The following is a 21,865-nucleotide window of genomic DNA, read 5'->3' as shown; positions in this document are numbered from 1 at the left end:
GGGCTTCGCGATTCCTACGCCCGGGCCCTCCCAGCAAGGGAGGAAAGCCCCCCCCCCGTGTCGGGCAGATCTCAAGCGGAGCGGTCGCGGATGAGCCCCTCCTGGGCGACGGAGGCCGCGAGGGTGCCGTCCTGTCTGAAGATCAGGCCGCGGGAGAAGCCGCGTGCGCCCGAGGCGTTGGGGGTGTCCTGGGCGTAGAGCAGCCATTCGTCGGCCCTGAAGGGGCGGTGGAACCACATGGCGTGATCGAGGCTCGCCGCCTGGACGGTCGGATCGAACACCGTCCGGCCGTGGGGGATGAGGGACGTATCGAGGAGCGTCATGTCGGACGCATAGGCCAGGACGCACTGATGGATGGCGGGATCGTCCGGAAGCCGGTCGGTGGTCTTGATCCAGACGTGGAAGCGCGGCTCGCCGGGTTCGCGGGAGGTGTAGCGCTTGATCTCCACGGGGCGGATTTCGAGCGGCCGCTCGCGCTCGTAATAGGTGCGCATGGGCTCCGGCATCTGGAGCAGCAGGCCGCCCTTCACCTCCTCCTCGGAGGGAAGCTCGTCGGGACCCGGAACCTTCGGCATCTCGGCCTGATGCCCGAAGCCGCCTTCGTCCACCTGGAACGAGGCCGACATGGAGAAAATCGCATGCCCGTGCTGGGTGGCCACCACCCGGCGGGTCGTGAAGCTCTTGCCGTCGCGGATGCGGTCGACCTCGTAGATGATCGGAACCTTGGGGTCGCCCGGCAGCATGAAATAGCAATGGAGCGAATGGGGATGGCGCCCGTCCGCCGTGCGGGTAGCGGCGACCAGCGACTGCCCGATCACTTGTCCCCCGAAGACCCGCTGCCAGCCGCTCTTCGGGCTCTGGCCGCGGAACAGGTTCACCTCGAGTTGCTCGAGGTCGAGAATGGAGAGAAGGTCTGTCACGGCGCGGGACATGAATCGGTCATCCTCAAAACGGGGAAGCGCCATCCATCGGCGAGCCTCGCGAGAAGGTCAAGCTTGACGCTGGCCAATGGATCGCTGACACCCACCTATAGAGTCAACGCGAGGCGGGACGAAGCGGCGCATTCCGGCAGATCGCTTCGAGAGTGAGGAGAACGGCATGGCTGCAGCAGCAGGCACGGAGCGGGCGCGCATCGTCATCGCAGGCGGGGGGCTTGCCGGCCTTTCCCTGGCTCTCGCCCTCAAGCGCGCGCTCGGCGACGGGCTCGACGTGGTCATGTGCGACCCGGCGCTCACCCGCGATCCGCACGGGGACCGGCGCTCCTTCGCCATCGCCGCGGCGGCGCGGCGGATGTTCGAGGCCTTAGGCCTCTGGGACAAGGTGGCCGACAAGGCTCAGCCGATCCTCGACATGGTAATCACCGATTCGAGTCTGCAGGATCCGGTCAGGCCCACCTATCTGACCTTCGAGGGCACCGTGGAGGGCGAGCCCTTTGCCCATATGGTCACCTCGGGCGACCTGATGGCGCTCCTGCTCGACGCCTGCCGGGACAGCGGCGTGGACCTGAGGCCCGACGGGGTGAAGGGCTTTTCCGTGCAGGGCGCGCATGCCGATGTCGTGCTGGCGGCTGGCGGGACCATCTCCGCCGCTCTTCTCGTCGCCGCCGATGGTGCTCGCTCGCGCCTGAGGGAGCAGGCGGGCATCGGCTGGATCACTTGGCCCTATCGGCAATCCGGCATCGTCGCCACCATCTCGCACGAGCGCGACCACGAGGGCAGGGCGGTGGAGCACTTTCTGCCCGCAGGGCCCTTCGCGATCCTGCCTCTGAAGGATGAGGTCCTTGCCGACGGAACCGTCCGGCACCGCTCCTCCATCGTGTGGACGGAGCGCAGCGAGAATGTGCCCGCCCTGCTCGAATCCCACCCCGAGGACCTGCTGTCGGAGCTAGAGAAGCGGTTCGGCCTGCAGCTCGGCGGGATCACGTTCGAGACCAGGCCGCAGGCCTACCCGCTGGCCTTCGGCGTGGCGCGCTCCTTCGTGGGCGAGCGCCTGGCGCTTTTAGGCGACGCGGCCCACCTCATCCATCCCATTGCCGGACAGGGCCTGAATCTCGGTCTGCACGACGTGGCGGCGCTGGCGGAGATCGTCACCGACGCCATGCGGCTCGGCATGGATCCGGGCGGCGCCGACGTGCTCAGGCAATACGAGCGCGCGCGCAGGGCGGACATCACCGCCATGGGTATCGTGACGGACGGCCTCAACCGGCTGTTCTCGAACGACATGCTGCCGGTGCGCCTGATCCGCGATCTCGGCCTGGGTCTGGTCGACCGCATGCCGGGCCTCAAGCGCTTCTTCATCAGCGAGGCGGCGGGCATGAGAAGGAGCGACGTGCCGCGCCTCCTGAAGGGCGAGGCGCTCTGAGCGGGCGGGATCCGCCTGCCTGATCATGGTGGATCCCGTCTTCGAGGGAAGGCAGGCAGATTGACGCTCCGGAAAGGCTCCTGATCGCTCAGGAGCTGCCGCTCTCCCCTTGGAAGATCCTGGTTTCCTTGCGGAAGTCGCCGCCCGTAATCATCGGGCGGCGGTGGGAGGTTTTAGGCTCTTTCTGTTTTTAACGAAATAACGTAACCATGAAGGTCGACAATCCTTTGCTCTTCGGAACAGACCCATGGCCAACCACTATTTCGACCCCAACAACCTTCCCACCGTTTTCGGCCCCGACGGGAGCGTGACCCTGGAGGAAGGGACCGCCTTCATCGGCGTGACGATCTATAACGGCACGGCCGGAGGAGACGCGATCAACGCGGCCGGGATTCAGGACGTCACGATCATTCCCGGCGTGACCGTCTTCGGCCGGGACGACGGCATCAACTTTGCGGCGGCCGGAACGCCGGAGAACCCGAACAGGATCTTCAACAGCGGCTTCATCTCGGCCGTGGCGGGGGCCGGGATCCATTTCGCCGGGGGCGGAGAGGGCATCGTCACGAACCAGGGCACCATCGGCGGCGCATCCGGCATCAGGATGAGCGGGAATGGCAAGCTGGAGGTGCTGAATACCGGCACGATCGCCACCTCCGGAAAAGCCGTCGAGAGCGGCTCCGCCAGCGACAGGGTCGTCAATAGCGGCCTGATCCGTTCTACCGGACCTCAAGGAATCGCCATCGACCTGGGAAGCGGCGACGACCTCTACGACGGCAGCGCCGGAGCCGTCATCGGGAGGATCGTGCTGGGCGACGGAGACGACCGGGCCTATGGCGGCGCGGGCTCCGAAATCTTCGTGGGCGGAGCCGGCAACGACTTCTACGACGGCGGCGCAGGCGGCGACACGGTCGATTATTCGGCCGCGACCGGCGGCATCATGGTGGATCTGTCGCAGACCGGGCGGCAGAATATCGGCGGAGGCTACGCCTCTCAGACGTTGATCAACATCGAGAACGTGACCGGTGGCGATAGCACCGATTGGATCAGGGGCAACAGCGCCGACAACCTGCTCGCGGGCGGTGACAACAATGATACGATCGAAGGAGGAGCGGGAAACGACACGCTCGAGGGCGGCGCGGGCGAGGACACGGCCAATTACCATGGCACGGCCGCGGTCAAGGTCGATCTGAGGATCGGCGACGTGTCGCAGAATACCTTCGGCTCCGGCTGGGACGTGCTGAGGGACATCGAGCACGTCAACGGCAGCAGCAGCTGGGACACCATCGACGGCGGCGACGACGCCAACAAGCTCTGGGGCTGGAGCGGCAACGACGGTCTCAACGGCCACGGCGGCGGCGACACCCTCGACGGCGGCGACGGCAATGACACCCTCGACGGCGGCGGGGACAACGACGATCTGACCGGCGGCAACGGCAGCGACAGCCTCATCGGCGGCCTCGGCCTCGACGCGCTCATCGGCGGTGCCGGCAACGACACGCTGCAGGGCGGCGACGGCAACGATACGCTCGACGGCGGCGACGGCAATGACATGGCCGTCTTCTCAGGGACGAGAGGCGACTACAACATCAGCGTGACTACCGGCGACGAGAGTACGGAGTATACGGTCACTCACAGGGTACCGGCCGAGGAGGGCAGCCCCGACACCATCGTCGGAGCTGGCGGCGTCGACTCCCTGAAGGGCGTGCGTCTTCTGAAGTTTATGGGTGATGACGCCATCGACGAGGAGATCCATGCCCTCAGCAATTCAGCGGCTCCGGCCGTCGTGAGCATCTCGGGTACAGGCATCCGGGAGAACAGTGCCGTCGACGCGGTCGTCGGAGTTCTGTCGGCCATCGATGCCGACGGCGACGCGCTGACCTTCACCCTGGTCGACGATGCCGGAGGCGTCTTCAAGCTGGACGCCGACGGCAAGACTATCCGCGTCAAGAACAAGGATCTTCTCGATTACGACACGCGCTCCAGCTTAACCATCAAGATCAAGGTGAGCGACGGGCTCAAGAATCTCAGTGATGGGGCAATGGCTGGCACCGCTGAGAGAAATGTCGTCATCAAACTCATCAACGAATACGAGAACGCTGCCGTCGTCCGCAAAGGGACGAATGCCGGCGAGCAGGTCGTTGGCGAATACGGCAACGACAGGGTCTACGCATATGGCGGAAACGATCAGGTCTTTGGCCGCAAAGGCAACGATCTTCTCGATGGCGGCACCGGCAACGATTATGTCATCGGCGGCGATGGAACATCCGGCGCGAGCCTGATCGGCACCGGGAACGACACGCTTTTCGGAGGCACCGGCAACGACCGCCTGTTCGGCGGCGACGGTACCGACCTCCTCTACGGCGGCACCGGCAGGGACACGCTTTTCGGCGGCACCGGGAGAGACATTTTCGTGTTCGACGCGTCACGGTCGAGCGCGAACATCGATCATATCGCGGATTTCAGGCCCGCCGACGACACGATCAAGCTGTCCCGGGCGATCTTCACCAAGATTGCCAAGGGAACCCTCTCGGCCAGCGCCTTCGTGGTGGGAGACCGAGTGAAGGACAAATACGACCGCGTCATCTATCACAAGTCGGCCGGCGCCCTGTTCTACGATCCGGACGGAACCGGCAGCGCCAAGGCGGTCCAGTTCGCCACGATCGCCAAGAATCTCGGCCTGACCTACAAGGACTTCATCATCTTCTGATCGGGCCAAGTCAAAAGCCCGGCTCGCAGGAGCCGGGCTCTCGAAGCGCGATGGCCGGAGAAACCCTCGGCCGTTTCCGGTTCTGTTTCTTACTTCTGCTTGGCCCGCTCGATCCCCTCGACGATCAGGCGGTGAGCCTCGACCTTGTCGCCCCAGCGGATGATCTTGGCCCATTTGCCGGGCTCGAGATCCTTGTAGTGCTCGAAGAAATGCTCGATCTGCTTGAGGGTGATCTCCGGCAGGTCGGTATAGTTCCGCACCCGGTCGTAGCGCTGGGTGAGCTTGCTCGAAGGAACCGCGATGATCTTCTCGTCCTGGCCGCCGTCATCCTCCATCACGAGCACGCCGACGGGGCGCACGTTCATGATGGCGCCGGGCGCGATGGCGCGGGTATTGGCGACGAGCACGTCGCAGGGGTCGCCGTCGCCGGACAGGGTGTGGGGGATGAAGCCGTAATTTCCGGGATACCGCATGGCGGTGTAGAGGAAGCGGTCGACGACGAGCGCGCCCGATTCCTTGTCCATCTCGTACTTGATGGGCTCGCCGCCGAGCGGCACTTCGATCACGACGTTCACGTCCTCAGGCGGGTTCTTTCCAGTCTGGATCGCGTCAAGGCGCATAGAGCTGTTCTCCGGAACAAGGCTTGAGGCATCGACCTCGGTGAGGGAGAGACTGTTTCACCGATCAATGCAGCAAAAAGAAGCCTTCTGGAGCGGCTCGGGCCAAACCGGCCGGTCCGCCCACCAAGGCTTTCGCGCTTCCTAGCCGGAGAGCGCTCATCCAACAAGAACCAAAACGCGTTTTTACCGAAAGAGATAGGCGACCTTCGCAAGGAGCGTGCGGCCGATCCGCTCCTCCACCCGGGCGACGCGGCGCCCGCCGAGGCCTTCGTAGAAGGCGCAGGCGCGCTCGTTATCCTCCAGGGCCCACACGGCCACCTGCGGCATCTCGCCGTGGCGCAGGTCGTTGAGGACCGCCTTGAACAGACGCCGGCCGAGGCCGATTCCCTGATATTCCGGCAGCAGATAGAGCTCGTCGATCTCGCCCTCGACCGGAAGGGAGCGGTCGCGGCAGCGCCCGTAGGACGCGTAGCCCGCGATCCCCTGTCCAATGTCCAGCACCACGAGGGGGCGGCCCCGGGTCGCCGTGGAGCGCCACCAGCGTTCGCCGCGGCGGGCGAGCATCCTGTCCAGGGTCACGCCGGGGATGATGCCGAGATAGGCCTCGCGCCAAGCGGCGTCGAACACCCTGGCCAGGGCAGGGGCATCGCCGGGCTTGGCATGACGGATGCTGACGAGAAGGTCGCTCATGGCGGACGACAAGGTCTTGAGTAGCAATGGCAGGAGCTTCGCCGGATTACGGTTAACGGGCCATTAACGGGCGCGAGGAACCGATCCGGCGGCAGAGTTTCCATAAGCCAATGCGGGCGCCTGCGGCATGCGCAAAACGCCGCAAGGGGCCTCGCGTCGCTGTTCCGCGGGACCGAGGAGCGGAACCGGACAGGATCCGATCGGACCGCGATGGTCATGAAAAAGCCGGGACGGCGGACCGTCCCGGCACTCAGAAACTCCGCCCGCTCCTCGTCCGAAGAGCGGGCGTCTTCGTTTTCGCCTTACGCCGCAAGCTGGCGCAGCACATAGTGGAGGATGCCGCCGTTGCGGAAGTACTCCACCTCTTCGAGCGTATCGATGCGGCAGAGCAACGGAACGCGCTTCACCGAACCGTCGGCGGAGGTGATCTCCATCTCCATGCGCTGACGCGGCTTGAGATCGCCGGACAGGCCCTTGATGGTAATCGTCTCGTCGCCCTTCAGGCCCAGCGACGCCCAGGAGGTGTCGCCTTCGAACACGAAGGGCGCGACGCCCATGCCGACGAGGTTCGAGCGGTGAATGCGCTCGAAGCTCTCGGCGATGACGGCGCGCACGCCGAGCAGGTTCGTGCCCTTGGCCGCCCAGTCGCGGGACGAGCCGGTGCCGTATTCCTTGCCGGCGAGAATGACCAGCGGGACGCCCTCGTCCTTGTAGCGCATAGCGGCATCGTAGATGAACATCCGCTCGCCGGAGGGATGATGGATGGTGTAGCCGCCCTCGACCACATGCCCGTTCTCGTCCTTCACCATCTGGTTCTTGATGCGGATGTTGGCGAAGGTGCCGCGCATCATGACCTCGTGGTTGCCGCGACGGGTGCCGTACTGGTTGAAGTCGGCCACCCGCACCTGATGCGACTGCAGGTATTCACCGGCCGGCGAAGCGGCGCGGATGTTGCCTGCGGGCGAGATGTGGTCGGTGGTGATCGAGTCTTGGAAGAGGCCGAGGATGCGCGCGTTCACGATGTCCGTGACCGGCTTCGGCTCCTTGGTCATGCCCTCGAAGTAGGGCGGGTTCTGCACATAGGTCGAACCAGCGGGCCACTCGTAGGTGAGGCCCGGCTCGAAGGTGACCTTCTTCCAGTTCTCGTCGCCCGCGAACACGTCGGAGTAGCGGGTCTTGAACAGCTCGCTCGTGATCGTGCGGTCGATGAATTCCTGCACCTCGGCGGAGGAGGGCCAGATATCCTTCAGGTAGACCGGCTGACCGTCCGAGCCCGTGCCCAGCGGATCCTTGGTGAGGTCCACGAGCATGGAGCCCGCGAGAGCATAGGCCACCACGAGCGGCGGCGAGGCCAGATAGTTCGCGCGCACGTCCGGATTCACGCGGCCTTCGAAGTTGCGGTTGCCCGAGAGCACCGACACGGCCACGAGGTCGTTGTCGTTGATGGCCTTCGAGACGTTCTCCGGCAGCGGCCCCGAATTTCCGATGCATGTGGTGCAGCCGAAGCCGACGAGGTTGAAGCCCAGTGCATCGAGATCGTCCTGGAGACCGGCCTTCTTGAAGTATTCCTCGACGATCTGCGATCCGGGCGCCAGCGAGGTCTTCACCCACGGCTTGGATTTCAGGCCCTTGGCGACGGCGTTGCGGGCGAGAATGCCCGCGCCGATCATCACGCTCGGGTTCGAGGTGTTGGTGCAGGAGGTGATCGCCGCGATCACCACGTCGCCGTGGCCGAGATCGAAATTGGCGTTCTCCACCTTCACGCGCTTGCCGATCTCACCGGCCTTGCGGAACTCCTTCTCCATGGCGCCGAGGAACTCGATCTTGGAGGTGTCGAGAGTCACGCGGTCCTGCGGGCGCTTGGGGCCTGCGAGCGAGGGAACCACATCGCCGAGGTCGAGCTCGAGGGTGTCGGTGAAGACAGGATCCGGAGTTTCGGCCGTGCGCCACATGCCCTGGGCCTTGGCGTAGGCCTCCACGAGGGCCACGCGCTCGGCTGTGCGGCTGGTGGTCCTGAGATAGTCGACGGTCTTCTGGTCGACGGGGAAGAAGCCGCAGGTCGCGCCGTATTCGGGCGCCATGTTGCCGATCGTCGCGCGGTCGGCCACGGACATGTCGTTGAGGCCGGGGCCGTAGAACTCCACGAACTTTCCGACCACGCCCTTCTTGCGCAGCATCTGGGTGACGGTGAGCACCAGGTCCGTGGCGGTCACGCCTTCCTTCAGCCTGCCGGTGAGCTTGAAGCCGATGACCTCGGGGATGAGCATGGAAACCGGCTGGCCGAGCATGGCGGCTTCGGCCTCGATTCCGCCCACGCCCCAGCCGAGAACCGCGAGGCCGTTGACCATGGTGGTGTGGGAATCGGTACCGACCAGGGTGTCAGGATAGGCGACTTCCTCGCCCGTGGCGGTGTCCATACGGGTCCAGACGGCCTGGGAGAGGAACTCCAGGTTCACCTGGTGGCAGATGCCGGTGCCGGGGGGGACCACCGAGAAGTTCTCGAACGCGGTCTGGCCCCACTTGAGGAAGCGGTAGCGCTCGCCGTTGCGCTCGTATTCCAGCTCCACGTTGCGGTCGAAGGCCTTCGGGGTGCCGAACTCGTCCACGATCACCGAGTGGTCGATCACGAGATCGACGGGGACCAGCGGGTTGATCTTGCGCGGATCGCCGCCGAGATTCTTCATGGCGTCGCGCATGGCGGCGAGATCCACCACCGCGGGGACGCCGGTGAAGTCCTGCATCAGGACGCGGGCGGGACGATAGGCGATTTCCTTCTCGTCCTTGCCCTTGTTGTCGAGCCAGGCGGCCACGGCCTCGATGTCGGCCTTGGTGACCGTGCGGCCATCCTCGTAGCGGAGCAGGTTCTCGAGCAGCACCTTCATGGAGAAGGGCAGCTTCGAGGCGCCTTTCAGGCCGTTCTTCTCGGCCTCGACGAGGGAGTAATAGGTATATGTCTTATCGCCGACCGTGAGGGTCTGGCGGGCATTGAAGCTGTTGTTGAGCGTCACGGCGAATCCTCGCGTGCATTTGGGTTACGAACAGTTTGTTCGGCCGAAAGCGCGATATGCGCGCGCCGCTCCGGGGGCGCCCGGACAGGGAAGAAGCGCGCGAGGCGGATTGGACGCCTTGGCGCGCGGCGCAGCCGAGGGTGCTATAGATCATTTCCAACCATCCCGCTACACGGTTTAGAACGGTTCTGGGGTGCAATGAGGGCAGGGGTTCAAGTTTGGGGCAAGGTTTGCGTCTGAGCGTTAACAATTTGGCCTGCGACCGGGGCGGCCGCCGGATCTTCGAGGGCGTGTCCTTCATCCTTCTGTCAGGCGAGGCCCTCGTGATCACCGGCCGCAACGGCGCCGGGAAATCGAGCCTGCTGGAGATGCTCGCCGGGCGGCTCCATCCGGTAGGCGGCAAGATCATCTGGGAAGGAGCGGGGGAGCGGAGCCTTGCCGAGTGCCTGCACTACGTGGGCCACCGGGATGCCCTCAAGAGCGCATTGACGGCCCGGGAGAACCTGGACTTCGCGAGGGACTTCCTGGGGAATCCCGCCCTGTCCTCTGCCGAAGCCCTGGAGGCGGTGGGGCTCGCCCATGCAGCCCGCCTGCCGGTCGCCTATCTCTCGGCGGGGCAGCGGCACCGCGTGGCGCTCGCCCGTCTCCTCGTGGCGCATCGCCCGCTCTGGCTCCTCGACGAGCCGACTTCGGCGCTTGATGCCGCCTCGCAGGAAATCCTGCGCGGGCTCCTGGAGACTCACCGGTCGGCGGGCGGCATGATCGCCGCCACCACCCATTCGCCCCTGTTCCTGTCACAGGCGAAGGAGCTCCGGATCGAGCGCTCGCGGCTGCGCGCCGAGGGAGACATGTCGTGATTCGCTCCTTTCGTGCGCTTCTGGTTCGCGACCTGAAGCTCGCCGCCCGCGTGGGCGGATCGGGGGTCATGGGGCTCATCTTCTTCCTGATGATCGTGACGCTGATTCCCTTCGCCCTCGGGCCCGACCTCAACCTCCTGTCGCGGATCGGCCCGGCGATCCTATGGATCGCGGCCCTGCTGGCGACCCTGATCGGCCTCGACCGGCTGTTCCAGGCGGATCAGGAGGACGGCTCCCTCGAATTGCTTCGCCTTTCCCCCGCGCCGCTCGAGATGATCGTGCTCGCCAAGGTCACCGCCTATTGGCTGACGACCGGCCTGCCGCTTGCCATCGCCACGCCGCTCTTCGGCCTGCTGGTGGCGCTCTCGCCCGAGGGCATGCTCGCCATGGTGGCGACCCTGCTCGCGGGCACGCCCGCGCTCACCTTCATCGGCGCGGTGGGAGCAGCGCTCACCGCCTCGCTCCGGCGCGGTGGACTGATCCTTGCGATCCTGGTGTTGCCCTTCATGATCCCGACCTTGATCTTCGGGGTCTCGGCGGCGAACGCGGCCTTGGGCGGCACGATTCCCTTCGCGACGCCCTTTCTCATTCTCATTGCGCTGTCGCTGATCTCGGCCGTGGTGGGCACGGTGGGAGCGGCGGCGGCCCTGCGGTCGGGGGAGTAATCAGGGCTTCAGGGTGATTCCAAACGCCTGCTCGATGACAGGACTGCCCTCCCGCACCACGCGGTAGACCGCGCGGTACAGGCCCGGGCGGAAGCCGCCCCGGGGCTGCTTCAACCCCGCAAACATCATCCATTGCGCCTTGTCGCGGTCGAGAGGCGGAGCTTCGTTCCGGGCCACCGGCTGCCCGTCCGGGTTGAACAGGGTGAGAATCTGCACATCGCCTCCCTTCAGGCCGATGGCGCGCACGAAGGCTACGAGGGCCGGGGATTTCGCCGTCGGGACATCCTGCTCGGCCGCTCCCGATTCGATCGCCTTCATGGTGACCGGACCGGGGGCGAAGCCCTTGTTCAGCACGCTGCCTGCCTGATAGCCGAGATTTTGCAGCGTGAGTGGCTCCCAAAGCGAGGCCGGGGGCTTCATGCCGCACGCCTGGGTCGCCGGGCCAGACGTGAACGGATCGACCACCTGTCCGTCCTTGCGGACGGTGAAATGCAGATGCGGAAATTCGGTCGCACCGGAGAGGCCAACCTGCCCGATCTTGTCGCCTGCCTTCACCGCGTCGCCAGGCTTCACGCGAAGGCTGCCCTTGGCCATGTGGCAGTACTGGCTCTGCCAGCCGTTGCCGTGATCGACCACGGCTCCATTGCCACATTCGAGGTTCTCGACGGTGACCCGGCCTCTCCCCGCAACGGAGATATCCTCCATGCCGTCGCGCGTGCGCAGGACCCTGCCGTCAGCGGCCGCCACCACATCAACGCCCGCCCGTTGCGCCGCCATGGTCGGCACTCGGATATCGATGCCATCATGCCCGTCATAGGTGAGCGTCCCGCATTGGTGGTCGCGGGCTTCCGGGGTCGGATCGTGGTCCACGTAATGCTGGATGAAGCAGGTGCGCCCGATGTCGCAGGCAACCGGCAGGCGAAAGGAAATCTCCTGCCCATGGGCTGTCCCGGAGAGACCGAGGGCGATGAGGCTGAAGACTGGAAGGCGCATGGCGTGCTCCGCAACACGGATGCGAAACCATAGCTCGTTCCATGCCGAATGAAAGGCATGATCGGCTCGTTCCGGCAGGAGGAAGCATCCGCCTCGTCTCCCCGATATACCTCGCCATCCCTATCCTCTCCTCCGCCATCACCGGCCTCGTGCCGGTGATCCCGCTACCATCAGGCACTGCAGTTTTCGGATCGGGATGACCGGGGCTGTCCCGGCCATGGCGGGGGGAGGGCGTGCCGGGCGCGATGCTTGCACCCTGGACGCACGGACGAACCGGATTGCCGGAGCGGTCCCCGGCGCTTAAAGATCGGTCATCCTGGCGAAATCGTTATTCGACGCGTGCTTTGTCTCGTTGCAGGCGCGATGCAAGGCCGCTACATCGTGCATATGATCCGTGAGCTTGCCAATCCGACGCGCTTCATGACCCTCAGCGGCACCCTTCTGCCCTGGATGGCGGGCTTGGCCGTGCTTCTTTTCGGCATTGGCCTCTATCTCGTCTGGTTCGTCGCGCCCGCCGACTACCAGCAGGGTGAGACGGTCAAGATCATGTATATCCACGTGCCTGCCGCATGGCTGTCCCTGTTCTTCTACATGATCATGGCCTCGTCGGCGCTCGGCACCCTCGTGTGGCGGCATCCGCTCGCGGACGTGTCGCAGAAGGCGGCGGCGCCCATCGGGGCGGCTTTCACGTTCATCTGCCTCGTCACCGGCTCGCTCTGGGGCAAGCCCATGTGGGGCACCTACTGGCAATGGGATGCGCGCCTCACCTCCATGCTGGTGATGCTGCTCGTCTATCTCGGCATTCTGGCCCTCTGGCGCGCCATCGAGGAGCCGAATCGTGCTGCGCGCGCCGTATCCATCCTCACCCTCGTGGGCGCCGTGAACGTGCCCATCGTGAAGTTCTCCGTCGACTGGTGGAACACGCTCCATCAGCCGGCTTCCGTGTTCCGCCTCGGGGGGCCGACGATCCACACCTCCATGCTCGTGCCACTGCTCGTCATGGCCGTCGCCTTCACCCTCATGGGCGTGGCGCTGCATCTGTCGGGCATCCGCACGGAAATCCTGCGCCGCCGCGTGCGCACACTCAACCTCCTCGAGGCCGAGCGCCTCGACGCCCGGGCCGCCTGATGACGCACACCTTCTTCATCGTCACTTCCTATGTGTTGACGGCGCTGGTGATCGCAGGCCTGATCGTGCGCGCCGTGATCGATCATCGCGCGCAGGTGCGCGCGCTCGCCGAGCTCGAATCCCGCGGCGTCAGCCGGAGGTCCCGCCGTGGCTGAGGCAACTGCGCCGCGCTCGCGGCTGATCTTCATCCTGCCCCTGGTCATTTTCCTGGCCATCGTGGCCGGATTGTTCATTCCTGGCCTCATGCCCGGCAGAGACCCGTCCCAGCTTCCCTCGGCATTGCTCAACAAGCCGGTTCCCACTTTCGATCTCGCGCCGCTCGAGGGCCTCACGGCCGACGGCAAGCCCGTGCCGGGCTTTTCCAACGAGGATCTGAAGGGCCGCATCACCATCGTGAACGTCTGGGCGTCCTGGTGCGCCCCCTGCCGCCAGGAGCACCCGCTTCTCATGGAACTGGCCAAGGACCCGTCCGTGCGGCTGGTGGGCATCAACCAGAAGGACGATCCGGACAATGCCCGCCGCTTTCTCGGCGCTCTCGGCAATCCCTTCAGTGCCGTCGGAGTCGATCCGAACGGCCGCGCCTCCATCGACTGGGGAGTCTACGGAGTGCCGGAAACCTTCATCGTGGGTCCCGACGGCACGATCCGCCACAAGCATATCGGTCCGCTGACCCCGGACAATTTGGAAGCCTTCAAGGAGCGCCTCAGGCAAATCCCGCGCGCTTGAGGCGGTTGATCGCGACGTCCAGAGCCGAGAGAAAGGCCGAGCGGTCCTTCTGCGAAAACGGTTTCGGGCCGCCGCTCGCATCGCCCATGGCGCGCAGGTCCTCCATCAGGTTGCGGGTTGCGAGCGCCATGCCGATGGAGGCTTCCGTGAAGGGTTTTCCGGTGGGGCCGATCACGTCCGCGCCCGCGCCCACGCAGCGATGGGCCAGCGGAATGTCGGCGGTGATCACCACGGCGCCGCGCCGCGCCCGCTCGGCGATCCAATCATCCGCCGCGTCGAATCCCGAACTCACCACCACGCGCTCGATCAACGGGCTTTGCGGCACCATCAGGAAAGCGTTCGCCACCACGAAGACCTTCACCCGGTGGCGCTCGGCCACCCTGTAGACCTCGTTCTTCACCGGGCAGGCATCGGCATCCACATAGATCACGATGGCTTGAGAGGTCTCGGTCATGAGCCATTTATTCCTTCAGCGGGCATGCTTTGGCCTGAATTGACGGACAATGCTGTCCGCCAGGCTCTTGCCGTTGATAGACCGAAGCCCAAACGAAAAGAACCCCGTGGACCATTCCTCGCCCATCCGATCGGTCTGGAGCTCCCTCCGCAGAAGGCGCAGGGTCTGGGAATCGAGCGATGCCACGACCCGCCTGATCCGCGAGGCGGATACGGGCGCGCTCCAGCGGGCCGGAATGGTCCGCATCGTCGTGGCGGGAATCCTGTTCATCGCGGTGCTGCTGGCGGCCCACGGCGTCCAGCCCGTCAATCCCATGGCAACCAAGCAGATCGCGGCGGCGGAGGTGACGCTGGCTCTCTTCGGCGCTCTCGGATGGGGAGGCGCCTGGCTGGCCTCGAAGCGCATGGCGGTGGACAGGCTTCCTGTCTTCACGGCGGTGCTCGATGCGCTCCTGATCCTTGGAAATCTCGCCTACAGCCATTGGGGGTTGGGCGTGCCCGGCGGGCTCTTTGCAGTGTTTCCCGTGGTCTGGGTCGTGCCCATCACGCTTGCCGCGGTGGCCATTCACTATCAGCCGCGCCTTCAGGTGATGGTTGCGCTCATCTACGTGGTCGGCCTGTCGTTTCTCGCCTTCGGCGGCGAGGCCCTGACCCCCGACGAGCGGCGGGAGGATCTGTCCCAGATCAACGCCGTGTTTTCCGATCAGGCCAATCTGGTGCGTCTCTCCATGATCCTGTCGCTGGCGCTGATCCTCATCCTCGTCGCGCGCCAGGGGCGCATTCTGCTGGAGCGGACGGTGCGGGAGACCACCATGCGCGTCAATCTCACCCGCTATCTGCCGCGCGAGCTCGCGCCCGTTCTCACCGAGCAGGCCTTCGCGTCCTTGAGGCGGGGACGGCGCGCCCGCGTCACGGTTCTCTTCATGGACATGCGCGCCTCCACCCATTTCGGCGAGACCATGGATCCCGCCCAGCTCGCCATTTTCATCACTTCGTTCCGCCGCCGGGTCCTGAGGGCCGCGAGCCGCCACGGCGGCGTCATCGACAAGTTCACCGGAGACGGCGCGCTCATCCTCTTCGGCGTGCCGGGCGCGGGCGACGACGATGCGAAGCGCGCACTCGATTGCGGCCGAACGCTGCTTCGGCTCATTGCGCGCTGGAACGCCAAGCGCCGTTTCGATCCGCCCGTGCGCATCGGCATCGGCATTCACACGGGCGAGGTCTTCTGCGGCGTGGTGGGGGACGAAAGCCGCCTTGAATTCACGGTGGTGGGCGAGACGGTAAACATCGCCTCGCGCATCGAGCAGGCCACCAAGAGCGTCGGCTGCGAGATGCTGGCCTCGGCGGAGACGGTGCGGGAAGCGGGCGAGGAGGGCTCCTGGATCGAGGTGGCGTGCGAGCCCTTGCCCGGCGTCACCCGCAGCGTGGTTCTGATGAAGCCGGCCGGATGAGGATCGCCGCACCCGCGCTCGTCATGGCCGGTCTCGTCCCGGTCCCCGACCGGGAAGGCGCGGCGCTTCAGATGATCGGGATTGCCGGCACGAGGCCGGTGGCGACAGGAAAATCAGACTTCCTCGGTCTTCTTCACCTCGTGACGCAACAGCAGCGGCGTCTGCGCGAGGGCGAAGGCGATGGTGAGCGGCATGATGCCGAAAACCTTGAAGCTCACCCAAAAATCCGTGGTCTGGGTGCGCCAGACGATCTCGTTGAGTGCGGCGAGCGCGAAGAAGAAGAGCGCCCAGCGAAGGGTGAGCTTGCGCCAGCCTTCCTCGGTCAGCTCGAACACGCTGTCGAGAACGATCTCGAGCAGGGGCTTGCGGAAATAGAGGCCGCCCAGAAGGATCGCGCCGAACATCGTATTCACGATGGTGGGCTTGAGCTTGATGAAGGTCTCGTCCTGCAGGAAGAGCGTGAGCCCGCCGAACACCACCACCACCACGCCTGAGACCATCGGCATGATCGGCAGCTTGCGCAGGAGGCCATAGGAGACGGTAAGGGCCAGGACCGTCGCGCCGATGAAAAGGGCGGTCGCCGCGAAGATCCGCTGGCCTTCCGCGAAGCCGAACCGGTCCGCATAGGCGTTAGCGACGAAGAAGAGGGCGAGCGGCCCGAGTTCGAGGGCAAGCTTGAGAAGAGGCGGAAGGCGCTTTTGGTCGGTCATGGATTTGCTTCTATCCCGGCAATGGCTTTTGCGAAATCCCCTGCGGTGAAAGGCTCCAGGTCCTCCACCCCTTCACCGACGCCGATGAAGTGGACCGGCAGGCCGAACTTGGCGGCGAGCGCCACCAGGATGCCGCCGCGGGCCGTGCCGTCGAGCTTGGTCATCACGAGGCCCGTCACGCCCGCCACCTTCTGGAACAGCTCGACCTGGCTCATCGCGTTCTGACCCACGGTGGCGTCGAGCACGAGGAGCGTGGCATGGGGCGCGCTTTCGTCGAACTTCTTGATCACGCGTACGATCTTCTCAAGCTCCGCCATGAGCCCGGCCTTGTTCTGGAGGCGGCCGGCCGTGTCGATGAGCAGCACGTCCGTGTCGTTGGCCTTGGCCTCCTGAAGAGCGTCGAAGGCGAGACCGGCCGCGTCAGCGCCCTGCTCGCGGGCGAGAACCGGCGCGCCGACCCGCTCGCCCCAAACCTTGAGCTGCTCGATGGCGGCGGCGCGGAAGGTATCGCCCGCCGCCAGCATCACCTTGAGGCCCTGTTGCCGGAACTTCTGGCTCAGCTTGCCGATGGTGGTGGTCTTGCCAGCCCCGTTCACGCCGACCATGAGGATCACGAAGGGCTTTTTCGCGCGGTCGATCTGAAGCGCCCGAGCCACGGGCTGCAAGGTCTTCTCGACTTCGCTGGCGAGAATGCTGCGCACCTCCTGTGGGGAGATCTCCTTGTTGTAGCGCCCGGCCGAGATCGCCTCGGTGATCCGCATGGCGGTGGGCACGCCGAGATCGGCCTGGATCAGCGCATCCTCCAGATCCTGAAGGGTAGCATCGTCCAGCTTGCGCTTCGTGAAGAGCCCGGTGACGCTCTCGGACAGGGACGAGGAGGTGCGGCGCATGCCCTCCGTCAGGCGTTGCCACCAGCCGCGCTTCTCCGCCGGGGCTGTCATCTCGGGAGCCGGCCGGGCCTCAACGACAGGCTCGCGCTCGAGAACAGGCTCGGGCTCGAGGGCCTCCGGGGTCGGCTTGTCAGCCTCCGCCATGTCCGGGCGCGGCTCGGGGCCACTCTCTGTCTCGATACGCGGGATCGGCTCCCTCGGGTTGCCGCCTTCGGGGTCGACCGTCTCCACCGGCTGCAGGTCGGCTCCCGCGAGTTCGGCAGGCGTCTTGCGCGCCTCCGGCGTATCGGGCGAGGCGGTGGTCACCGTGGAGGGAGCCGCTGCCAGATCGTCCGCACCGGTCGCGGGCGGGGAGGGCATGGCCTCCGGCTCGCCTCCGGCCTGCGGCGTTTGCGACGCAGGCTCGGGCTGGGTTTCGGCCTTGCGCCCGAAGAGACGGGAGAAGAAACCGGGCTTGTTCTCGGCCATGCTGTGCTTTGCCTCGTCAACGCGTGTGCTTGATTTCACGTCGATGCCTCCATAGCGCATCGAGCGGAAAAGTGGATCCAGTTTTCACCGGCGCGGCTCTACGGGTCCGCTCCGAACGATGCGCCTGCGCGAGGCTCGAACATCGGATCAGTCCCAAAAGTGGGTTCCACTTTCGGGTCCGATGCTCTAGCCGAGGCACCATGAAAGCAGAAGAGATAGTGTCCCGATTGCTCTATCGCGATGCCCTGATGCTCGTGATCGACAAACCTGCCGGCTTGCCGGTGCATCCCGGCCCCAAGGGTGGGGAGACCTTGTTTCATCACCTCGATTCCCTGCGCTTCGGGCTGCCCCGCCGTCCGGAAGTAGCGCACCGCCTCGACAAGGACACCTCGGGCTGCCTGATCCTGGGCCGTCACCCGAAGGCCGTCGCCCGCCTCAACGAGCTTTTTCGCAAGGGTGAGGTCGACAAGCTCTATTGGGCCGTGGTCGAGGGCGGACCGGAAGCGGAGGAGGGCGAGATCGACCTTCCGCTCGCACCGAAATCGCCGGATCGCGGCTGGTGGATGAAGGTGGACCCGAAGGGGCAGCCTTCGCTGACGAAATGGCGGGTGCTCGGCCGTGCGGAAGGTCTCACTCTCGTCGAGCTCTGCCCCGTCACCGGCCGCACCCACCAGCTGCGCGTCCATTGCGCGGCCATGGGCTTCCCGATCCTGGGCGATCCCATCTACGGCTCCGCTCCGCGGTTTCATGGTCCGGGCCTGCATCTCCATGCCCGCAGCGTGAGCGTGCCGCTTTACCTGAAGAAGCCGCCGATCCTCGTGGAGGCGCCGGTGCCCGAACACATGCGCGAGCGGGTAGCCGCGTGCGGCGTCGTTCCGGGCGGCGCGGCCGAGCTGGGATGAGGCATACTCTCGTCATCCCCCTCTCTCGCGTCATCACCGGCCCCGTGCCGGCGATGACGCTTCACCGAAGCGTCGCGCGTGTCCGTTCGTCATGGCCGGGCCATGACGCGGGAGGCCGTGACGAGAGGAGGGAATGGGGGCCGTAAGCGCCAGGCGCGCTACGTTCAAGGTCACGCCGCCAGCAATTCCTTGCCGTCATGGCCGGCGATGGTGACCGGCACGATCTCTCCGGGCGTCACCTCGCCCGAAAAGCGCACCAGCGTAAAGCCTTCCGTGCGGCCGAGCCGGCCTGTCTCGATCAGCACGTTGCGCTTCGCGCCCACTTCCTCCGAGAGATGCTTGACGAGCGCGGCCTCGCCTTTCTTGCGCAAGCGGCGCGCGCGGTCCTTCACGATGTCGCGCGCTACCTGCGGCATGCGCGCAGCGGGGGTGCCGGGGCGCGGTGAGAAGGGGAAGACGTGGAGATGCGTGAGATTGCACTCGTCGACGATGTCGAGGGAGCGGGCGAACATCTCTTCCGTCTCCGTCGGGAAGCCCGCGATGATGTCCGCGCCGAACACCATGTCGGGACGAAGCCGTTTCACCTGCTCGCAGAAGGCGATGGCATCGTTTCGCAGGTGACGGCGCTTCATGCGCTTCAGGATCATGTCGTCGCCCGCCTGCAATGAGAGATGCAGATGTGGCATCAGGCGGCTCTCGTTGGCGATTGCGTCGAGGAGATCATCATCAGCCTCCACCGAATCGATGGAGGAGATGCGAAGGCGTTCCAGCTCCGGCACGTGGCGCAAAAGGCTCTTGACCATCGTGCCGAGCTTCGGCTCGCCCGGCAGGTCCTTGCCGTAGCTCGTGATGTCGACCCCGGTGAGCACCACTTCCCGCGAGCCGTGCTCCACGAGGGTCCGCACCTGGCTTACCACCGCGCCCATGGGCACGGAGCGGGAATTGCCGCGGCCATAAGGGATGATGCAGAAAGTGCAGCGATGATCGCAGCCGTTCTGCACCTGCACGAAGGCGCGGGTTCGCCCGCGCATGCCGTCGATGAGGTGCACGGCGGTTTCCTTCACCGCCATGATGTCGTTGACGAGAACCTTTTCCGTGGCGCCCACGCCGAAATCGCGCATGGCCCCCCACGTCTCGGCCTTCATCTTCTCGTGGTTGCCGATGACTTGGGAAACCTCCGGCATGGAGGCGAAGGTTTCCGGTTCGACCTGCGCCGCGCAGCCCGTCACGACGATGCGCGCATCGGGCTTTTCGCGCGCGATCTTGCGGATCGACTGGCGCGCCTGGCGCGTCGCCTCGGAGGTCACCGCGCAGGTGTTGACGATGACGACCTCGCCGAGCCCAGCCTCTTCCGCGTGGCGCTGCATGGCCTCCGACTCGTAGGTGTTGAGGCGGCATCCGAATGTGACGACTTCGACGCTCATCACGCGGCTCCCGCAAAGAGGGCAGGCGAGAGGAAGCCCTCTTGCTCCAGCTCCGTCGCGCCGGTCATGAGCACGTGGTCGTCGCTCTCGCGCCATTCGATCACGAGATCGCCGCCGGGAAGCGTGATCGTGGCCTTGCGGCCCGTCAGTCCCTTGCGGGCTCCCGCCACCAGGGTTGCGCAGGCGGCCGAGCCGCAGGCGCGGGTGGCGCCCGCACCGCGCTCCCACACCCGCAGGATCACATGGTCGGGGCTTTCGACCTGAGCGAAGGAGATGTTGGCCCGCTCGGGGAAAACGGGATCGTGCTCCAGCTTCGGGCCGATGGCGGCAAGGTCGTAAGCGGCGGCGTCCTTCACCCAGAAGATGGCGTGCGGATTGCCCATGCCGACGGCCGACGGGTTCTGGAGCTCGGGTGCCTCCGGCAGATACGTGTCGGTCGCGATGACCCGGGTATCCGGATAGGGGTCGCGCAGGGGAATTTCGTTCCAATCGAGGCGCGGCGAACCCATGTCGACGGTGAACACCGTGTCGGTAACCGGCGTCACCGGCAGCAGCCCGGCCTTGGTTTCGAGCACCAGCGTATCGCGCGCCGGGCGGCTCATAACCGGATCGCTCAGCATGGCCCAGGCAACGCAGCGGGTGCCGTTGCCGCAGGCGCCGGATTCCGAACCGTCCGTGTTGTAGATGCGCATGTAGGCGTCCGTGCCGGGGGAGACCGGATCGTGCAGCACCATCAGTTGGTCGAAGCGCGAGAGGGGATCGGCCGCGATGGCGCGCGCCTCCGCCGCGCTCACCACGTGGGGCGAGCCGCGCAGGTCCAGCACGGCGATCTCGTTGCCGAGACCGTTCATCTTCAGGAAGCGGTGGTTCGCAAGGGGGCTCATTGGGACGCTCATGAGGCCGTATATGGCTGAAAACTCGGAAAACCGCGAGAGGGGGACGCGAGTCTGCTACCATCCGTCCTCCACAGGAGCCTCCGGAGTCCCTCGCGACGGGATCAAAACCTCCCTATGCTCCGGCTTCTGATCCCTTCGTGATTCGAGGCTTGAGGCACTCTCCCATGCGGCTGCGCTCCTCCCATATCGTTCTTGTGCTTGCCCTCTGCTCGAGCGTGTCTCTGGCGCAGGCGCCGCAGACCCCCGGCCCGTCTCCGGCCGACCCCGCGCCGGCGGCTCCGGCCTCGTCCGAGCCCTCGACGTCCCCTCCGGAGGCGCCGGCTCAGCCGCAGCAGCCTGCGACGGCCCAGCCTGCCCCGGCTCCGGCGGCTCCCGCAGCGCCCGCACCTGCGCAGGAGGCTGCCCGCACGACGCTTTTCCCCAACCCGAGCGATCCCACGGGCATCGAGGAAGGCGTCCTCACCGCCAAGCCCGCTGCCGTTCTGTCCGGCATCAGCACCTGGGACGAGGCCTTCACCAACCTCAAGAACGCCGTCGCCAAGCTCGAGGCCGAGTTGAAGAAGGCCGGCATCCCTCCGGCGGGGCGCCCGCTGACGATCTTCGTGGACACGGACGACAACGGCTTCAAATACGAGACGATGATCCCGGTCGCGCAGGTACCGGAGGGCAAGTCCGAGCTCACGCCGGACATCAAGTTCGGCAAGACGCCGGAGGGCAAGGCGCTCCGCTTCGTGCACAAGGATGCCTACGACGAGATCGACGGCACCTACGAGACGATCACGGCCTATCTCGACATCAAGGAAATCGTCGCCGAGGACGCCTTCATCGAGGAATATGTGAGCGAGTTCACGGATTCGCAGGACACCGATTTCGAGGTGAACATCTACGTTCAGCCGAAGCGCTGACCGCTCCTTTC

The 21,865-nt window shown here is 65.7% G+C and carries 20 protein-coding genes; 10 read left to right on the top strand and 10 right to left on the bottom strand.

Going from position 1 to position 21,865, the window contains the following annotated elements; translation table 11 throughout:
* Positions 1 to 71 precede the first annotated feature (71 nt).
* On the bottom strand, positions 72 to 932 hold the full coding sequence (gene tesB / locus GR328_RS18825; RefSeq protein WP_160886519.1) for an acyl-CoA thioesterase II: 861 nt from the start codon (positions 930 to 932) through the stop codon (positions 72 to 74).
* Positions 933 to 1,098: 166 nt separating this feature from the next.
* On the opposite strand from tesB, the gene GR328_RS18820 reads away from it, so the two are divergent.
* Positions 1,099 to 2,361 (top strand): ubiquinone biosynthesis hydroxylase, encoded by a 1,263-nt coding sequence (locus GR328_RS18820; RefSeq protein ID WP_160886517.1) that lies wholly within the window; start codon positions 1,099 to 1,101, stop codon positions 2,359 to 2,361.
* 247 nt (positions 2,362 to 2,608) lie between these two features.
* Complete coding sequence (locus GR328_RS18815; RefSeq protein WP_160886515.1) at positions 2,609 to 5,068, top strand: calcium-binding protein; 2,460 nt, start codon at positions 2,609 to 2,611, stop codon at positions 5,066 to 5,068.
* Positions 5,069 to 5,157: 89 nt separating this feature from the next.
* Here GR328_RS18815 and ppa read toward each other — a convergent pair whose 3' ends face one another.
* From ppa to acnA, 3 genes are all read right to left on the bottom strand, one after another.
* Positions 5,158 to 5,688, bottom strand: a complete 531-nt coding sequence (gene ppa, locus GR328_RS18810) for an inorganic diphosphatase (RefSeq protein WP_160886513.1) — start codon at positions 5,686 to 5,688, stop codon at positions 5,158 to 5,160.
* Positions 5,689 to 5,871: 183 nt separating this feature from the next.
* Positions 5,872 to 6,378, bottom strand: coding sequence for a GNAT family N-acetyltransferase (locus GR328_RS18805; protein WP_160886511.1), 507 nt, complete (start codon positions 6,376 to 6,378; stop codon positions 5,872 to 5,874).
* Positions 6,379 to 6,680: 302 nt separating this feature from the next.
* Positions 6,681 to 9,386, bottom strand: a complete 2,706-nt coding sequence (gene acnA / locus GR328_RS18800; protein ID WP_160886509.1) for an aconitate hydratase AcnA — start codon at positions 9,384 to 9,386, stop codon at positions 6,681 to 6,683.
* Positions 9,387 to 9,616: 230 nt separating this feature from the next.
* On the opposite strand from acnA, the gene ccmA reads away from it, so the two are divergent.
* Together ccmA and ccmB are read left to right on the top strand one after the other, a co-directional pair.
* Positions 9,617 to 10,243: a heme ABC exporter ATP-binding protein CcmA gene (gene ccmA / locus GR328_RS18795; RefSeq protein ID WP_160886508.1), complete on the top strand. Its 627-nt coding sequence runs from the start codon at positions 9,617 to 9,619 to the stop codon at positions 10,241 to 10,243.
* Positions 10,240 to 10,908 carry a heme exporter protein CcmB gene (gene ccmB / locus GR328_RS18790; RefSeq protein ID WP_160886506.1) on the top strand — a complete coding sequence of 223 codons (669 nt, stop codon included), beginning with the start codon at positions 10,240 to 10,242 and terminating at the stop codon, positions 10,906 to 10,908. The genes ccmA and ccmB overlap by 4 nt, the downstream gene beginning before the upstream one ends.
* Here ccmB and GR328_RS18785 read toward each other — a convergent pair whose 3' ends face one another.
* Complete coding sequence (locus GR328_RS18785) at positions 10,909 to 11,901, bottom strand: M23 family metallopeptidase (protein ID WP_160886504.1); 993 nt, start codon at positions 11,899 to 11,901, stop codon at positions 10,909 to 10,911.
* 387 nt (positions 11,902 to 12,288) lie between these two features.
* On the opposite strand from GR328_RS18785, the gene GR328_RS18780 reads away from it, so the two are divergent.
* Genes GR328_RS18780 through GR328_RS18770 form a run of 3 tightly spaced genes read left to right on the top strand, consistent with a single transcriptional unit; the run spans position 12,289 to position 13,755 of the window.
* Entirely contained in the window at positions 12,289 to 13,029 is a 741-nt protein-coding gene (locus GR328_RS18780; protein WP_160886541.1) for a heme ABC transporter permease, read from the top strand.
* Positions 13,029 to 13,184, top strand: coding sequence for a heme exporter protein CcmD (gene ccmD, locus GR328_RS18775; protein WP_160886502.1), 156 nt, complete (start codon positions 13,029 to 13,031; stop codon positions 13,182 to 13,184). Before GR328_RS18780 ends, ccmD begins: the two co-directional genes overlap by 1 nt.
* Entirely contained in the window at positions 13,177 to 13,755 is a 579-nt protein-coding gene (locus tag GR328_RS18770; protein WP_160886500.1) for a DsbE family thiol:disulfide interchange protein, read from the top strand. The genes ccmD and GR328_RS18770 overlap by 8 nt, the downstream gene beginning before the upstream one ends.
* Here the strand turns inward: GR328_RS18770 and GR328_RS18765 are convergent.
* Positions 13,733 to 14,209, bottom strand: a complete 477-nt coding sequence (locus GR328_RS18765) for a YaiI/YqxD family protein (protein WP_160886498.1) — start codon at positions 14,207 to 14,209, stop codon at positions 13,733 to 13,735. The genes GR328_RS18770 and GR328_RS18765 overlap by 23 nt on opposite strands.
* 106 nt (positions 14,210 to 14,315) lie before the next feature.
* On the opposite strand from GR328_RS18765, the gene GR328_RS28315 reads away from it, so the two are divergent.
* Positions 14,316 to 15,659, top strand: a complete 1,344-nt coding sequence (locus GR328_RS28315) for an adenylate/guanylate cyclase domain-containing protein (RefSeq protein WP_160886496.1) — start codon at positions 14,316 to 14,318, stop codon at positions 15,657 to 15,659.
* Between the two features lie 113 nt (positions 15,660 to 15,772).
* On the opposite strand, the gene GR328_RS18755 is transcribed toward GR328_RS28315, so the two are convergent.
* Positions 15,773 to 16,369: a septation protein A gene (locus GR328_RS18755; protein WP_160886494.1), complete on the bottom strand. Its 597-nt coding sequence runs from the start codon at positions 16,367 to 16,369 to the stop codon at positions 15,773 to 15,775.
* The gene (gene ftsY, locus GR328_RS18750; protein ID WP_160886539.1) at positions 16,366 to 17,727 is read right to left on the bottom strand and encodes a signal recognition particle-docking protein FtsY; all 1,362 of its coding nucleotides are present in this window, start codon (positions 17,725 to 17,727) and stop codon (positions 16,366 to 16,368) included. Before ftsY ends, GR328_RS18755 begins: the two co-directional genes overlap by 4 nt.
* A gap of 200 nt (positions 17,728 to 17,927) precedes the next feature.
* Between ftsY and GR328_RS18745 the strand changes: the two genes are divergently transcribed.
* A complete protein-coding gene (locus GR328_RS18745) occupies positions 17,928 to 18,629 on the top strand; it encodes an RluA family pseudouridine synthase (protein WP_160886492.1) in 702 nt (233 codons plus the stop codon).
* A 170-nt stretch (positions 18,630 to 18,799) separates the two neighbouring features.
* Here GR328_RS18745 and mtaB read toward each other — a convergent pair whose 3' ends face one another.
* Both mtaB and dapF read right to left on the bottom strand, forming a co-directional pair.
* On the bottom strand, positions 18,800 to 20,053 hold the full coding sequence (gene mtaB / locus GR328_RS18740) for a tRNA (N(6)-L-threonylcarbamoyladenosine(37)-C(2))-methylthiotransferase MtaB (RefSeq protein WP_160886490.1): 1,254 nt from the start codon (positions 20,051 to 20,053) through the stop codon (positions 18,800 to 18,802).
* Positions 20,053 to 20,937: a diaminopimelate epimerase gene (gene dapF, locus GR328_RS18735; protein ID WP_160886488.1), complete on the bottom strand. Its 885-nt coding sequence runs from the start codon at positions 20,935 to 20,937 to the stop codon at positions 20,053 to 20,055. Before dapF ends, mtaB begins: the two co-directional genes overlap by 1 nt.
* Positions 20,938 to 21,113: 176 nt before the next feature.
* Here dapF and GR328_RS18730 point away from each other — a divergent pair, with 176 nt between their 5' ends.
* Positions 21,114 to 21,854 carry a GyrI-like domain-containing protein gene (locus tag GR328_RS18730; RefSeq protein ID WP_160886486.1) on the top strand — a complete coding sequence of 247 codons (741 nt, stop codon included), beginning with the start codon at positions 21,114 to 21,116 and terminating at the stop codon, positions 21,852 to 21,854.
* Positions 21,855 to 21,865: the final 11 nt, after the last annotated feature.

It is taken from the genome of Microvirga makkahensis (assembly GCF_009830105.1).
Lineage (GTDB): Bacteria > Pseudomonadota > Alphaproteobacteria > Rhizobiales > Beijerinckiaceae > Microvirga > Microvirga makkahensis.
This window is presented reverse-complemented; position numbering and strand designations above follow the sequence as displayed.

What these genes read in the sequence shown, in the direction of transcription:
- tesB (WP_160886519.1), bottom strand. Translation starts at nt 932, where the DNA reads ATGTCCCGCGCCGTGACAGACCTTCTCTCCATTCTCGACCTCGAGCAA.
- GR328_RS18820 (WP_160886517.1), top strand. Translation starts at nt 1,099, where the DNA reads ATGGCTGCAGCAGCAGGCACGGAGCGGGCGCGCATCGTCATCGCAGGC.
- GR328_RS18815 (WP_160886515.1), top strand. Translation starts at nt 2,609, where the DNA reads ATGGCCAACCACTATTTCGACCCCAACAACCTTCCCACCGTTTTCGGC.
- ppa (WP_160886513.1), bottom strand. Translation starts at nt 5,688, where the DNA reads ATGCGCCTTGACGCGATCCAGACTGGAAAGAACCCGCCTGAGGACGTG.
- GR328_RS18805 (WP_160886511.1), bottom strand. Translation starts at nt 6,378, where the DNA reads ATGAGCGACCTTCTCGTCAGCATCCGTCATGCCAAGCCCGGCGATGCC.
- GR328_RS18785 (WP_160886504.1), bottom strand. Translation starts at nt 11,901, where the DNA reads ATGCGCCTTCCAGTCTTCAGCCTCATCGCCCTCGGTCTCTCCGGGACA.
- GR328_RS18780 (WP_160886541.1), top strand. Translation starts at nt 12,289, where the DNA reads ATGATCCGTGAGCTTGCCAATCCGACGCGCTTCATGACCCTCAGCGGC.
- ccmD (WP_160886502.1), top strand. Translation starts at nt 13,029, where the DNA reads ATGACGCACACCTTCTTCATCGTCACTTCCTATGTGTTGACGGCGCTG.
- GR328_RS18765 (WP_160886498.1), bottom strand. Translation starts at nt 14,209, where the DNA reads ATGACCGAGACCTCTCAAGCCATCGTGATCTATGTGGATGCCGATGCC.
- GR328_RS18755 (WP_160886494.1), bottom strand. Translation starts at nt 16,369, where the DNA reads ATGACCGACCAAAAGCGCCTTCCGCCTCTTCTCAAGCTTGCCCTCGAA.
- ftsY (WP_160886539.1), bottom strand. Translation starts at nt 17,727, where the DNA reads ATGGCCGAGAACAAGCCCGGTTTCTTCTCCCGTCTCTTCGGGCGCAAG.
- GR328_RS18745 (WP_160886492.1), top strand. Translation starts at nt 17,928, where the DNA reads ATGAAAGCAGAAGAGATAGTGTCCCGATTGCTCTATCGCGATGCCCTG.
- mtaB (WP_160886490.1), bottom strand. Translation starts at nt 20,053, where the DNA reads ATGAGCGTCGAAGTCGTCACATTCGGATGCCGCCTCAACACCTACGAG.
- dapF (WP_160886488.1), bottom strand. Translation starts at nt 20,937, where the DNA reads ATGAGCCCCCTTGCGAACCACCGCTTCCTGAAGATGAACGGTCTCGGC.
- GR328_RS18730 (WP_160886486.1), top strand. Translation starts at nt 21,114, where the DNA reads ATGCGGCTGCGCTCCTCCCATATCGTTCTTGTGCTTGCCCTCTGCTCG.